Origin of the sequence: Arthrobacter sp. FW306-05-C (assembly GCF_021801725.1) — a bacterium.
In the GTDB taxonomy this organism is placed as follows: Bacteria; Actinomycetota; Actinomycetes; order Actinomycetales; family Micrococcaceae; genus Arthrobacter.
On record NZ_CP084556.1, the window covers coordinates 1,402,075 to 1,414,873 of the forward strand.

Below are 12,799 nucleotides of genomic sequence, written 5' to 3' on the forward strand. Positions count from 1 at the left end.
GGTGGCACCAAGCCAGTGACACTAAGATTGCTGTGTGGCTGGGCTGATCAAACGTGAAGATATCGATGAAGTACGCCAGCGCACGGACATCAAGGAAGTTGTTGACGGCTACGTAACGCTGAAAGGCGCCGGGCTGGGAACCTTCAAGGGTCTGTGCCCCTTCCACGATGAGCGCTCGCCGTCCTTCACCGTCCGTCCCCAGGTGGGCCGGTACCACTGTTTCGGCTGCGGTGAGGACGGGGATGTCATCGCCTTCGTGCAGAAGCAGGACCACAGTTCCTTCCAGGAGGCTGTGGAAAAGCTCGCTGCGCGGATCGGGTACGAGCTGCGCTACGAGGACGGCGGAACCGGGCCCAACCGCGAGGAAGTGGGCCGGCGCCAGCGGCTGCTTGACGCGCACAAGATCGCCGACGAGTTCTTCCGCGCCCAGCTGCTCACCCCCGGCGCGGCCGAGGCCCGCAACTTCCTGTTCGGCCGGGGCTTCGACCGGGCAGCCGCGGAACACTTTGGCTGCGGCTACGCCCCGCAGGGCTGGGACGGGCTCCTGAAGCACCTGCGCGGCCGCGGCTTCACCGATGCCGAACTCAAGCTCACCGGCATGTTCAGCGAGGGAAACCGGGGCATCTATGACCGCTTCCGTGGCCGCCTCATCTGGCCCATCAAGGACATCGCCGGCGACACCATCGGCTTCGGCGCCCGGAAGCTCTACGAGGACGACCAGGGCCCCAAGTACCTCAACACCCCGGAGACCACGCTCTACAAGAAATCCCAGGTCCTCTACGGTATCGACCTGGCCAAGAAGAGCATCGCCAAGGACCGCCAGCTGGTGGTGGTGGAGGGCTACACGGACGTCATGGCCTGCCACCTTGCAGGAATCACGACGGCGGTGGCCACCTGCGGCACCGCGTTCGGCACCGAGCACATTAAGGTCGCCCGGCGGCTTTTGTCCGATGACGGCACCGGGGGAGAAGTGGTGTTCACCTTCGACGGCGACGCCGCCGGGCAGAAGGCAGCCCTGCGCGCCTTCGAGGAGGACCAGCGGTTCACCGCCCAGACCTTCGTGGCCGTGGAACCCACCGGAGCCGATCCCTGCGACCTGCGGCTCAGCAGGGGGGACGAGGCAGTGCACGCCCTGATCCAGTCCCGGCGGCCCCTGTTCGAGTTCGCCATCCGCACCACACTGAAGCAGTTCAACCTGGACACCGTGGAGGGCCGCGTCCAGGGCCTGAAGGCTTCGGTGCCGGTGGTGGCGGCCATCCGCGACGGTTCCACCCGGACCGGCTACTGCCAGGCGCTGACCGGCTGGCTGGGTATGCCCGACCCCAATGAGGTCCTGCGCATGGTCAATGCCGAGGTGAAGAACGCAGCGAAACGGGGGGACGCCGGAGGTCCCGGCGGCCAGGGCACCACCAACCGTGGACAGCAGCAGCGCAGCCAAGGCTACGAGGGCAGGGGATTCGAGGGCCAAAACGGCCAGGCCCCTGCCGGCGGCCCCGGCGTGGCTGCCGGGCCGTCGTCGGGCGCTGTCCCTTCCTTCCACCGTCCCGACCCGCGCGACCCCGTGGCCTCCATGGAGCGGCAGGCGCTGGAGGTGGCCCTGCAGCAGCCGTCGCTGCTGGCCGGCGACGTTTGGGACCGCTTCGACGCAGCCCGCTTCTCCACCCCTGCCTTCCAGGCCGTGCATGACGCCATGCGCGCCACCGGGCCAGGACTGGTGGGTGACCCCGTGCGCTGGGTGGAACACGTCATGCATGAGGTCCCGGAACCGCTGCGGCCACTGGTGTCGGAACTTTCGGTGGTGCCGCTTCCGGCCCATACGGAGGAGGCGGTGCTGAAGTACTGCCGCGACATCCTGTCCCGGCTTTTCGAACTCCAGATCACCCGGATCAAGGCGGACAAGATGGGCCAGCTGCAGCGACTCGACGCCGCGGCCGACCCGGAAACGTACCAGCGGCTCAACCGCGAACTGATGATGCTTGAGATGGAACGCCGGGCACTGCGGGCCGAGGCATAGGCCGCGGCGTCCGCGCGGCACCAGGAAGTGGGGGAGGTCACGTCCCGCCCGATTTCGTTTCCGCCGCGGGTGTTTGCTAGGCTGGTACCCGCTTCATTCCTCCTTAGCTCAATTGGCAGAGCATTCGACTGTTAATCGAAGGGTTGCTGGTTCAAGTCCAGCAGGAGGAGCTTCCAATCCCCGTTCCGGCTTCCGGAACGGGGATTTTTGTTGCCCGTTTTGTACGCCGTGAGGCTTGTTTTGGCCCGGAAAACCGCCGATTTCCCTTGGGCCGGAAACCTTTGCTAATGTCATACCTGCTTCATTCCTCCTTAGCTCAATTGGCAGAGCATTCGACTGTTAATCGAAGGGTTGCTGGTTCAAGTCCAGCAGGAGGAGCGCTACGAAAAATCCCCGTTCCTCCAACTGGAGGAACGGGGATTTTTTCTTGCCGCGGACCTGGAAGCCTGGGATGGGGAAGATGGGCTCACACGAAGTCCATTTCCACCTGCAGGAACCTTTCGGCCTCGGCGATGGCTGACTCGAACGCTTCCCGCTCGGTGGGGGACTTTCGGGGTTCGCGCGGATTCCATTCGTGCGGGGCCGAGTGGATCCGGACAAACCCGGCATCAGGCGGGGCGTAGAAGATGCCAAAGCGCTGCACAGGCCATTCCGGCGAGGTTTCCGGGGCCACCAGCAGGGCGGCCTTGAAGGCTGGGTTGAACCATTGGGCGATGGGCCGGCGCCGGTCCTCCGTGAACAAACCTGCCGCATACAGCGCCGCCGACTGCTGGCCTGCCTGCGCGCACAGCCGCTCCCACCACAGTGGCAGGATCCTGGCGTCGCACCGTTGCCATGTGGCCGGAAGAGGCGGTTGGTTCTGCCAGCTGGACACGCGATCATTTTATCGCGCTGGGCTCTATCGCGCAGTGCCGCCGCAAGCCAGGAACGGCGGGCGTCAACCGGCAAGTCCGGCAGCAGGAGCAGTCAGCGGCGGTTGCGGCGGCCCGGATTCACCCGGTACAGGAGTGCGGCGCCCGCCAGCGTCCCCAGGATGATGCCCCAGGCGGGGTTGCCCACGGCACGGCCGGCAAAATAGCCCACGACGGCGCCAAGCACCGCCCCGAGGAAGAGCCCCCTGCCATTGCGGTGCGGTTTGCGGGCCATGTGCTGCCTTCCTGGTGCCTGGCGGCTGCGGTCAGTGGATTGAAGTCCCTGATGGATCGAGGGTACTTAGTGAATGGAAGGAACCGTGCGCGGCCGGACCACCAGCCAGAGTGCTCCAATGGCCACCAGGATGCACGATGCCTGAACCGCCCCCATGGGTGCCGCGCTGGTGATGCCGACCCAGCCCACCACGGGGGAGATCAGCCCGGCCATGAGGAATGTGGCCGCGCCGAGCAGGGATGCCGCGGTTCCCGCTTGGGAGGCGTGGCTTGCCAGGGCCAGCACCTGCACGCAGGGGAACATGAAGCCGGTGCCCAGGATGTAGAACCACAGGGGCACCATGACGCCCCAAAGCCCCAGGCCCAGCTGGTCCAGGACCACGATCAGCACGGCCATCAGGAACATCCACGCTGTGGCACAGGCCAGGATCCACTGCGGCGGGACGATCCTGATCAGCCGCGAGCTGGTCTGCACGCCCGCCACGATGCCCAGCGAGTTGATGCCGAAGAGCAGCCCGTACTGCTGGGCCGAGAACCCGAAGACGTCCTGGAAAAGGAACGGGGAGGCGGACAGATACGTAAAGAGGCCGCCGAAATTAAAGCCGGCCACCAAGAGCAGCCCCACGAAGATCCGGTCGCTGAAGAGCGCCTTGTAGCGCTGCCTGGCCGTCATGCCGCTCTGGCCCCGCTTCTCCGGCGGAAGCGTTTCACGCACCACGACCAGGGCCGCCACGATGACCAATGTCCCGTATGCGGCCAGGAACACGAAGATGCCGGGCCACGGCATCACCAGGAGCAGCTGTGAACCAATCACGGGTGCCAGGATGGGCGCCAGCCCGTTGACCAGGGCCATCCGCGAGAACATCCGCACCATGGCGTACCCGGAGAACAGGTCGCGCACCATGGCCATGGCCACCACGCCGCCGCCGGCCGCGCCCACGCCCATGAGGACACGGAACACCCCCAGCGTGGCGATGTCAGTGGACAGGGCTGCACCCATCGACGCTGCGATGTGCACTGCAGTGGCAAGGATCAGCGGGGTCCGTCGCCCGAACTTGTCGCTGAAGGGGCCCACCACCAGCTGGCCGAACGCAAAACCGACGGTGGTGCCAGCCAGGGTGAGCTGGACCTGCGCCTCGGTCACCCCAAGGCTCGCCTCCAGCGCGGGGAAGGCGGGCAGGTAGAGGTCGATGGTGAACGGACCGAGGGCTGTCAGGGCGCCCAGGAGGAGGATGTAGAGGAGCTTGCGGCGGCGGCTCAGCAGGTCGCCCGGATTGGGGGGATTGGTCACGGAGAACAATCCTAGGCCCGGCCAGGACTCTTTTTGCAGCGTTGTAGGCCGCGCCGTCCGGCAAGCCCCCAAGTTCGCCCTGAACCTGAATGGTAGTTTTGGTGGCGTGGACTGTGCGGCTGCACATTTCCGCAGCAAACGGAAGCAGTATCGACCCATGAAACCAGTAAGGCGGAACCGATGAGCGGACGTCACAGCGGGCGTACCAGCCCAGGATTGCGCATCACTGCGCTGCCCGGAACGGCAAGACTCCTTTTTCGGTTGGCCCCACGCCAGCTCAACGACGAGATCGCCTTCGCCAAGATCGAACTCAAACGCAAGGGCATCCAGGTGGGGGTGGCCGCGGCCTTCTTCGCGGTGGCACTCCTCTTCCTGGCCTTCCTGGTTGTTGGCCTGATTGTCGCGGCCATCATGGGCCTGGCCACCATCATGCCTGCCTGGCTGGCAGCCCTCCTGGTCTCCGCGGCCTTCCTGCTGATAGCGCTCGTCGGCGGGCTGATTGGCCTCGCGCGGTTCAAGAAGGCCATGCCGCTGATGCCCGAGGAAACCATCCGCGGCATCAGGCACGATATCGGCGTTGCCCGGGAAGGCTCCGCGTTCAACCCCGCCATCCTGGATCCGGAGAGCCCCGAGGCGAAGGCTGCGAAGGCGGCCAAGGCCGAGGCCGCTGCCAAGGCGAAGGCTGAAAAGGAAGCGAAAGCGGCCCGTGAGCAGCAGGAGTTCCCGCACGCCTCCGAACCCGAGCTGGCGCGCCGCCTGAGCCAGCGGCGGCACCACCTCACCGAGGTCCGCGACGAACTCGGTACTGAGCTGGACTTCAAGACCCAGGCCCGCTACCTGCTGGCCGCTGCGCAGGTCAAGGTGCGCGAAGGCCAGGTGCTGGCGCAGCACGGCGTGGACGCGGCGGGCGAAAGGCTCGCGGCGTTGTCCGGTTCCACGGACCTCTCCAGGCGCTGGAAGCCATTGGCCGCCTTCGTGGCCGCAGGAACCGTCCTGGTTGTCCTCCTCCGCAGGTTGTTCCGTTCCAACTAGCCTGCTGCTCCACAAGCACTCCCGGCACACAATCAATCACTGAAACACCGCGCTCCGGCGCAGCAGGAAGGAGAGGGGGACGGGTGAAATTCATTGGTGCAGGCGCCCGCCCCGGCCGTCCCCAGGTGGACCACGACCTCGTGTTCACCATCCCCAACCTGCTCACAGTGGTGCGGTTCATGGGTGTTCCGCTCTTCATGTGGCTGGTCCTGGCCCAGAAGGAATACGGCGCCGGCGTGATCGTCCTGGCGGTCATGGCCGGTACGGACTGGATTGACGGCTACATTGCCCGGCGCTTTGACCAGGCCTCCAAGCTCGGCAGGGTCCTGGACCCGATCGCCGACCGGCTGGCCCTGCTGGCCGTGGCTTTCACCCTGGTGATTGCCGGCGTCGTGCATTGGCTCTACCTGGCCGCGCTGGTGGTCCCTGATGCCGTGCTGCTGGCCCTGACGCTGTCCTTCTTCCATGGCCATCCGGACCTTCCCGTCAGCCTGGTGGGCAAGGTGCGGACCGGGCTGCTGCTCCTGGGCACCCCGCTGTTGGTCCTCTCCCGCCTGGATAACGGCGCTTCGAACCAGCTCTTCGTAGCCGCCTGGGTGGTATTAGGCCTGGGCCTGATCGGCCACTGGATTGCCGCGTACAACTACTTCTGGGCCATCCTGCGAAAGGGCAGGGAACTTAAACAGCACGACGGCGGGAACGGCTGATGGTGTGGCTTGCCGTCGGCCTGGCGGTGCTCGGCGCCTTCTGCCTCGCCCTGGGTGCCCAGCGCCAGGGCAGCGCCGTCAAAGCCGATACCGGCGGACTCGCCCTGAGTTCCAACGGCTTCCTGCGCCTGCTCCGCAATCCCCGGTGGATGCTCGGGCTCCTGCTGCTGTGCACCGGCATGGCGTTGAACGCCGTAGCCCTGGTGTCCGCGCCGCTCACGGTGATCCAGCCCATCGGCGCCATCGCCCTGGTAATCACTACCGTGGTCAACGCCCGCGACCAGGACCTGTCCATCAACCGCGCCACCGCCGTCTCCATCGGCGCCTGCGTCACCGGCTCGGCACTCTTTGTCCTCCTGGCGGTTAACGTCACCCAGGAAAACCATCATGTGAGCCCGGAGGACGAGCTCACCATCGTGTTGCTGCTGGCCCTGGCTGTGGGGCTGTTCGGCACGCTGGCAGTGACGTTCAGGCACCGGATGAATGCGTTCATCTACATCCTGGGCGCGGGCATCCTCTTCGGCTTCGTGGCGGTCCTTACCCGGATCATCGGCAAACACCTCCTGGACCCCAACGGACTCTTCCTGCTCAACGTCCAGTGGTACTCAGTGGTGGCCATCATCGCGGCCGGCGGCCTGGGCTCGTGGTTCGTGCAAAGCGCCTACTCCACAGGGCCGCCCGACCTGGTCATCGCCGGACTCACGGTAATCGATCCCATGGTGGGCATTGCCATCGGCATCATCATCCTGGGCGAACTGCGTCCCGACGTCCATGCGGTCATGGCCATTGCGATGGGAACGGCTGCGTGCCTTGCTATCGTTGGGGTAATCGCCCTTTCCCGGCACCACCCGGAGGTCACCAAGCGCAAGAAGGACGCGCGCAAGGCCGCCGGCAGGCCGTCCCACTAGCCCATTTCCGTCCAGATTCAGCAACCCACGAGGCCTGCGCCCCGGCGCCACCGGCCAACCGTGCTGTCAGTTACATGCTGTCCGCACCGTGACCATCAGGAGTACTCCCCATGACCACGCCAGCCGACCAGCGTCCCCTGACCATCCTCATCGCCGCCGACACCTATCCGCCGGACGTCAATGGTGCTGCCCAGTTTGGCTACCGCCTGGCCAAGGGCATGACTGCCCGGGGCCACAACGTCCATGTCCTGGCGTCCCGCGACAGCAAGGGAAAGAGCTTCACCGAGTTCCGCGAGGAAGCAACCGTGCACCGGCTCCGCTCGCACAAGGCGTTCACCCACGAGAGCTTCCGCCTCTGCTTCCCGTGGGAAATCAAGAAGGAAATCAGCCTCCTCTTTGACCGCGTGAAGCCTGACGTCGTGCACATCCAGAGCCATTACATGATTGGCGAGCACGTGCTCTACGAGGCCGTAAAGCGCGGCGTCAGGATCATCGCCACCAACCACTTCATGCCCGAAAACCTCAACCCCTTCCTGCCGTTCCCGCAGTGGTTCAAGGACATCATCGGGCGGGTTTCCTGGAAGGACATGGGCAAGGTCATGGGCCAGGCCGACGTGGTGACAACCCCCACGCCGCTTGCCGCCCGGGCCATGCACGAGCACGCCTTCCTGCGGAAGGTGCTCCCGTTGTCCAACGGCATCGACTCAACGGCCTATGAGTTGCAGCCCGGCGAGCACATCGAACCGCATGCCCATCCCACCGTCCTGTTCGCCGGCCGCCTTGCGGAGGAAAAGCATGTGGACGTGCTCATCGAGGCCATCGCCAAGACGCCGCCCGAGTTGAACGTTCACCTGGAAATCGTGGGCGGGGGAGAGGTGCGCCCTGCGCTTGAGGACCTGGTGCGGCGGCTCGGGCTCAGCAGCCGGGTCAAGTTCCTGGGCCTTGCCAGCGACGAAGAACTGCGCAAGGCGTACATCCAGGCGGACCTGTTTTGCATGCCCGGAACGGCTGAGCTGCAGTCCCTGGTCACGCTGGAGGCCATGTCCGCTTCCACCCCGGTGGTCCTGGCCGATGCCATGGCCCTGCCGCACCTGGTGCGCGATGGCGAGAACGGCTACCTCTTCACCCCCAACGACAGTGACGACCTCGCCAAGAAGATCACCCAGGTCCTGCAGCTTCCCGAGGACCAGCAGCGCGCCATGGGCCGGGCCAGCCGGCAGATGGTGGAGCCGCACAGCCTCCAGGGAACGCTGCAGACCTTCGAGGACCTGTACCGGGGCGCCACGTACGAGGACAAGGTGGTCTGAACCAGTTCCCGGGTTTGCTAGAGTGTTTTTGCCCTGCTGGAGCGTGGTGTTCCATGACGTATACGCAGGGTTTGGGGGGCTATAGCTCAGCTGGTTAGAGCGCGGGACTCATAATCCTAAGGTCCTCGGTTCAAGTCCGAGTAGCCCTACCGCCAACCAGGAAGAACCGCGCACGACAGTCTTCGTCGGGCGCGGTTCTTCTTGGTTAACCCGAACCCCTGCGGTAAGTTACTGCCCAGTAACATTCCGTGCCCGGTTCCGCGGCACGGCCAGCGCTGATCACCAAAGAAGGTACCCATGGCAACCTCCGCAGCCGAATCCCACGAGCTTCCTTACGCCGACGGCGACTTCTTCGCCTTCGAGCAGCTTCTGTCCGGCAAGGAACAGGACAGGCTCGCCGAGGTCCGCGACTTCCTGGCGCGCGAGGTCAAACCCCTTGCCGTGGACTGCTGGAACCGCGGAGAGTTCCCCATGGAGCTGGTGCCCAAGTTCGCCGACCTGGACCTGGTCAGCCCGGTCCGGCGGCAGGGTTACTCGAACCTCTTCGCGGGAATGCTGCATGCCGAGGTCACGCGTGCCGACGCATCGATCGCCACCTTCCTGGGGGTACACGACGGGCTTTTCACCGGTTCCATCGAGCTGTTGGCATCCCAGGAGCAGAAGGACGAGTGGCTGCCCGACATCTATGCCCTGAAGAAGATTGGCGCCTTCGGCCTGACCGAGCCGCTGGGGGGCAGCGACGTGGCCGGCGGAACCCGCACCACGGCGCGCCGGGACGGCGGCAACTGGATCCTCAACGGGGCAAAGCGGTGGATCGGCAACGCCACCTTCTCCGACTGGGTGGTCATCTATGCCCGCGATGTTGCGGACAACCAGGTCAAGGGCTTCCTGGTGGACACCACCCTGGCTGGATTCAGCGCCACAAAGATCGAAAACAAAATCTCCCTGCGCACCGTCCAGAACGCCGACATCGTCCTGACGGACGTGGTTGTCCCGGACCACTTCAAGCTGGCCAACGCCAACAGCTTCCGCGACGTCAACAAGGTACTCAAGGCCACCCGGCTTTCCGTTGCCTGGCAGGCCGTTGGGCTCCAGCTGGCCGCGTTCGATGTTGCCCGCCGCTATGCCGTGGAGCGGCACCAGTTCGGACGGCCGCTTGCCTCCTTCCAGCTCATCCAGGACCAGCTGGTCCGGATCCTGGGCAATACCGTTAGCTCCATGGGCATGATGGTCCGCCTCTCCCAGTTGGAGGACGCGGGCGCGGCCAAGGACGAACAGTCCGCCCTGGCCAAGGCCTTCGCCACCGGCCGCATGCGGGACAGCGTGGCCCTGGGTCGCGGCATCCTGGGTGGAAACGGGATCGTGACCGACTATGAGATGGCCAAGATCTTCGCCGATGCCGAGGCCATCTACTCCTATGAGGGCACCGCCGAGATCAACACCTTGGTAACCGGCCGGGCCATCACGGGCATCTCAGCCATCGTCTAAACAGGAAACGCCTCTGCTGCTTCCTCTTGCCGGCCTACGGCGGGCCGGGCAGGGGAAGCAGGATGGACGGGCGAAGGTCCAGGACAAATTGCAGGGGATTGACGTATTCCTCTCCTTCCCGCACTCCCCAGTGCAGGCACTGCGCCGCGGGGCAGTGGCCGGGGATGGCGGTCCCGATCACCTGGCCGGCCGCCACGGTGGACCCTGCGACCAGCGTGCTGTCCACCGGCTCGAAGCTGCTGCGCAGCCCGCCGCCGTGGTCGATGGTGATCACGCGGCGGTCCACCACCACGCCCACGAAGCTGACCGTTCCGGCCGCCGGTGACACAACCTGTGTTCCCGCCGCGAAGTCCAGGTCCACGCCGCGGTGCCCGGTGAGCCATGGCTTGGGCGGGGGATCGAAGCCCCGCAAGACCCGCGGGCGCGGTGCCAGCGGCCACTGCCAGGAAGGCCTGGCACCCACCCCGGCAGCCGTCGTCGTCCCTCCCGGCTGGGTGCCTGCGGATTGGGCCCGGGAAGGCTGCCCGTGAGCCGCGGTGTACTGGAAGGCCGGGCCGGGTGAGGCCACGGACGCCGGCAGCAGCAGGAGCGCTGCCAGGAGGACCGGTGGTTTCATGCCACCAGCCTGCCCGGCTGCCTGCGGGGCCGGCAGCCCCGGTTCCGGCTATGTGGACAACGCCTCCGGCGGGGCACTTTCCTGTCCAGCAGCCGGGAGCGCCTGTAGTACACTTGATGGAGCAGTTTGCTGCGCCCTCAACGCTTCCCGTCCAAGTGGCCCACCCTCGTGGTGCATCGCCCTGTCCGGATTGCGTCGGCACATCTCATTCAGGAGTGTGGGGGAGCGGCGGCTGACTACGCGCATCCAGCCCTCCGGCAGGCAACGCCCCGGCGTCGCCATTGGAGGACCGCACTTCCTGCGGTCAGGCTTTGTTCCTGATGGGAAGAACGGTGGATGCCAGGAGCACGGCCCAACCGGGCCACGCTAATCAACCGTCAACTATTGGCAGGGTAAGAAGCCTCCGGGTTTTCTCATGAATGACCTGCCGGAAAATAAGGAGCGCCGGAATGCCCGTCGTAACCATGCGCCAGCTGCTTGACAGCGGCGTCCACTTTGGACACCAGACCCGCCGTTGGAACCCGAAGATGAAGCGCTTCATCTTCACCGAGCGCAACGGCATCTACATCATCGACCTGCAGCAGTCGCTGTCCTACATCGACCGCGCCTACGAGTTCGTCAAGGCCACTGTTGCCCACGGCGGCACCGTGCTCTTCGTCGGCACCAAGAAGCAGGCCCAGGAAGCAATTGCCGAGCAGGCAACCCGCGTGGGCCAGCCCTACGTCAACCAGCGCTGGCTCGGCGGTATGCTGACCAACTTCCAGACGGTCGCCAAGCGTATCCAGCGCATGAAGGAACTCGAAGAGATCGACTTCGACGACGTCGCCGGTTCCGCTTACACCAAGAAGGAACTGCTGCTCCTCAAGCGCGAGCTCACCAAGCTGGAGTCCAACCTGGGCGGTATCCGCAACCTGACCAAGGCACCGTCCGTGCTGTGGGTTGTCGACACCAAGAAGGAACACCTCGCCGTTGACGAGGCCAAGAAGCTGAACATCCCGGTTGTGGCCATCCTGGACACCAACTGCGATCCCGACGAAGTTGATTTCCCGATCCCGGGCAACGACGACGCCATCCGCTCCGTGAACCTCCTGACCCGCGTTGTCGCCGACGCCGTTGCCGAGGGCCTGATCGCCCGCAACAACCGCGGCACGGGCGCCACCGAAGCTCCGGAAGAGCCGCTGGCCGAGTGGGAGCGCGAGCTCCTCGAAGGCAGCAAGGCAGAAGCCGCCGCCGCTCCGGCAGAAAACGCTGAAGCTCCGGCTGCCGCCGAAGCTCCCGCTGCCGAGGCTCCCGCTGCCGAGGCTCCCGCCGAAGACGCCAAGTAAGACATTTAAATCCGGATTCTCCGCGCTGTCCGCAGCCGGAGCTGCTGACAGGATGGCAACCCGCACCCGTGGGTTGCCGTCCTGTCGGTCCGTACACCACCACACATTTCTAGACAGAGGGGTTCACATGGCGAACTACACTGCCGCTGACATCAAGGCCCTGCGCGAGCGCACCGGCGCCGGCATGATGGACGTCAAGAAGGCTCTTGACGAGGCCAACGGTGACGCCGAGAAGGCCATCGAGATCATCCGCATCAAGGGCCTCAAGGGCGCTACCAAGCGTGAAGGCCGCTCCACCGCTGAGGGCCTCGTGGCCGCCAAGGTCAGCAACGGCGTCGGCGTCATGATCGAGGTCAACTGCGAGACCGACTTCGTTGCCAAGGCTGACAAGTTCATCCAGCTGGCCGACAAGGTCCTGGCCGTGGCCGTCGAGTCCGGCGCTGCCGACCTCGACACCCTGCTGGCAACCGACGTTGACGGCAAGCCGCTCTCCGAGGTGGTCGTCGAAGAGGGCGCCATCCTGGGCGAGAAGGTTGTTGTCCGCCGCATCTCCCGCATTGAAGGTGCAACGGTAGATGCTTACCTGCACAAGACCTCCAAGGACCTCCCGGCCCAGGTCGGCGTGCTGTTCGCAGTTGACGGTGAAGGCGAAGCCGCTGCCGCCGCCGCCCACGACGTCGCCGTCCACATTGCCGCCATGGCTCCGAACTACCTCACCCGCGAGGACGTTCCGGCCGAGCTCGTTGAGTCCGAGCGCCGCATCGCCGAAGAGACCGCCAAGGCCGAAGGCAAGCCCGAAGCCGCCCTCACCAAGATTGTGGAAGGCCGCGTGACGGGCTTCTACAAGGGTGAGGTCCTGGTTGACCAGGCATTCGCCAAGGACGCCAAGAAGTCCGTGGCACAGGTCCTCGAAGAGGCCGGTGTCAAGGGAACCGCGTTCACGCGCTTCCGCGTCGGCTCCTAGTC

General features: G+C 65.5%; 12 protein-coding genes and 3 tRNA genes. 11 read left to right on the forward strand and 4 right to left on the reverse strand.

The features are described 5' to 3' along the window. Positions 1–34: 34 nt before the first annotated feature. From dnaG to LFT44_RS06450, 3 genes are all read left to right on the forward strand, one after another. Positions 35–2,014, forward strand: coding sequence for a DNA primase (dnaG, locus tag LFT44_RS06440; RefSeq protein ID WP_236801856.1), 1,980 nt, complete (start codon positions 35–37; stop codon positions 2,012–2,014). Between the two features lie 97 nt (positions 2,015–2,111). Then, positions 2,112–2,184: transfer RNA gene (locus LFT44_RS06445), tRNA-Asn, on the forward strand. A gap of 135 nt (positions 2,185–2,319) precedes the next feature. Further along, positions 2,320–2,392 (forward strand) — tRNA-Asn (locus tag LFT44_RS06450). 88 nt (positions 2,393–2,480) lie between these two features. Here the strand turns inward: LFT44_RS06450 and LFT44_RS06455 are convergent. The 3 genes from LFT44_RS06455 to LFT44_RS06465 all read right to left on the reverse strand — a co-directional run bounded on the left by LFT44_RS06455 (position 2,481) and on the right by LFT44_RS06465 (position 4,450). Further along, a complete protein-coding gene (locus LFT44_RS06455) occupies positions 2,481–2,888 on the reverse strand; it encodes a hypothetical protein (RefSeq protein WP_236801857.1) in 408 nt (135 codons plus the stop codon). 92 nt (positions 2,889–2,980) lie between these two features. Further along, complete coding sequence (locus LFT44_RS06460; RefSeq protein ID WP_236801858.1) at positions 2,981–3,160, reverse strand: glycine zipper 2TM domain-containing protein; 180 nt, start codon at positions 3,158–3,160, stop codon at positions 2,981–2,983. 66 nt (positions 3,161–3,226) lie between these two features. Next, a complete protein-coding gene (locus tag LFT44_RS06465; protein ID WP_236801859.1) occupies positions 3,227–4,450 on the reverse strand; it encodes a multidrug effflux MFS transporter in 1,224 nt (407 codons plus the stop codon). 180 nt (positions 4,451–4,630) lie between these two features. Between LFT44_RS06465 and LFT44_RS06470 the strand changes: the two genes are divergently transcribed. From LFT44_RS06470 to LFT44_RS06495, 6 genes are all read left to right on the forward strand, one after another. Beyond that, the gene (locus LFT44_RS06470) at positions 4,631–5,482 is read left to right on the forward strand and encodes a phage holin family protein (RefSeq protein ID WP_236801860.1); all 852 of its coding nucleotides are present in this window, start codon (positions 4,631–4,633) and stop codon (positions 5,480–5,482) included. An 83-nt stretch (positions 5,483–5,565) separates the two neighbouring features. Further along, positions 5,566–6,189, forward strand: a complete 624-nt coding sequence (locus tag LFT44_RS06475; RefSeq protein ID WP_236801861.1) for a CDP-alcohol phosphatidyltransferase family protein — start codon at positions 5,566–5,568, stop codon at positions 6,187–6,189. Beyond that, positions 6,189–7,097: a DMT family transporter gene (locus tag LFT44_RS06480; protein WP_236801862.1), complete on the forward strand. Its 909-nt coding sequence runs from the start codon at positions 6,189–6,191 to the stop codon at positions 7,095–7,097. Before LFT44_RS06475 ends, LFT44_RS06480 begins: the two co-directional genes overlap by 1 nt. A gap of 110 nt (positions 7,098–7,207) precedes the next feature. After that, positions 7,208–8,404: a glycosyltransferase gene (locus LFT44_RS06485; RefSeq protein ID WP_236801863.1), complete on the forward strand. Its 1,197-nt coding sequence runs from the start codon at positions 7,208–7,210 to the stop codon at positions 8,402–8,404. A 75-nt stretch (positions 8,405–8,479) separates the two neighbouring features. Continuing rightward, a tRNA-Ile gene (locus LFT44_RS06490) sits at positions 8,480–8,553 on the forward strand. A gap of 148 nt (positions 8,554–8,701) precedes the next feature. Next, on the forward strand, positions 8,702–9,892 hold the full coding sequence (locus tag LFT44_RS06495; RefSeq protein WP_236801864.1) for an acyl-CoA dehydrogenase family protein: 1,191 nt from the start codon (positions 8,702–8,704) through the stop codon (positions 9,890–9,892). 34 nt (positions 9,893–9,926) lie between these two features. Here the strand turns inward: LFT44_RS06495 and LFT44_RS06500 are convergent, their stop codons facing one another. Continuing rightward, on the reverse strand, positions 9,927–10,508 hold the full coding sequence (locus LFT44_RS06500) for a murein hydrolase activator EnvC family protein (RefSeq protein ID WP_236801865.1): 582 nt from the start codon (positions 10,506–10,508) through the stop codon (positions 9,927–9,929). 449 nt (positions 10,509–10,957) lie between these two features. Between LFT44_RS06500 and rpsB the strand changes: the two genes are divergently transcribed. Next, complete coding sequence (gene rpsB, locus LFT44_RS06505; protein WP_236801866.1) at positions 10,958–11,833, forward strand: 30S ribosomal protein S2; 876 nt, start codon at positions 10,958–10,960, stop codon at positions 11,831–11,833. Between the two features lie 127 nt (positions 11,834–11,960). Next, complete coding sequence (gene tsf / locus LFT44_RS06510) at positions 11,961–12,797, forward strand: translation elongation factor Ts (protein WP_236801867.1); 837 nt, start codon at positions 11,961–11,963, stop codon at positions 12,795–12,797. The last annotated feature ends 2 nt before the right edge of the window (positions 12,798–12,799 follow it).

Coding starts and splice junctions, on each gene's coding strand:
- LFT44_RS06460 (WP_236801858.1), bottom strand. CDS start 3,160: ATGGCCCGCAAACCGCACCGCAATGGCAGGGGGCTCTTCCTCGGGGCG.
- LFT44_RS06470 (WP_236801860.1), top strand. CDS start 4,631: ATGAGCGGACGTCACAGCGGGCGTACCAGCCCAGGATTGCGCATCACT.
- LFT44_RS06480 (WP_236801862.1), top strand. CDS start 6,189: ATGGTGTGGCTTGCCGTCGGCCTGGCGGTGCTCGGCGCCTTCTGCCTC.
- LFT44_RS06485 (WP_236801863.1), top strand. CDS start 7,208: ATGACCACGCCAGCCGACCAGCGTCCCCTGACCATCCTCATCGCCGCC.
- LFT44_RS06495 (WP_236801864.1), top strand. CDS start 8,702: ATGGCAACCTCCGCAGCCGAATCCCACGAGCTTCCTTACGCCGACGGC.
- LFT44_RS06500 (WP_236801865.1), bottom strand. CDS start 10,508: ATGAAACCACCGGTCCTCCTGGCAGCGCTCCTGCTGCTGCCGGCGTCC.
- rpsB (WP_236801866.1), top strand. CDS start 10,958: ATGCCCGTCGTAACCATGCGCCAGCTGCTTGACAGCGGCGTCCACTTT.
- tsf (WP_236801867.1), top strand. CDS start 11,961: ATGGCGAACTACACTGCCGCTGACATCAAGGCCCTGCGCGAGCGCACC.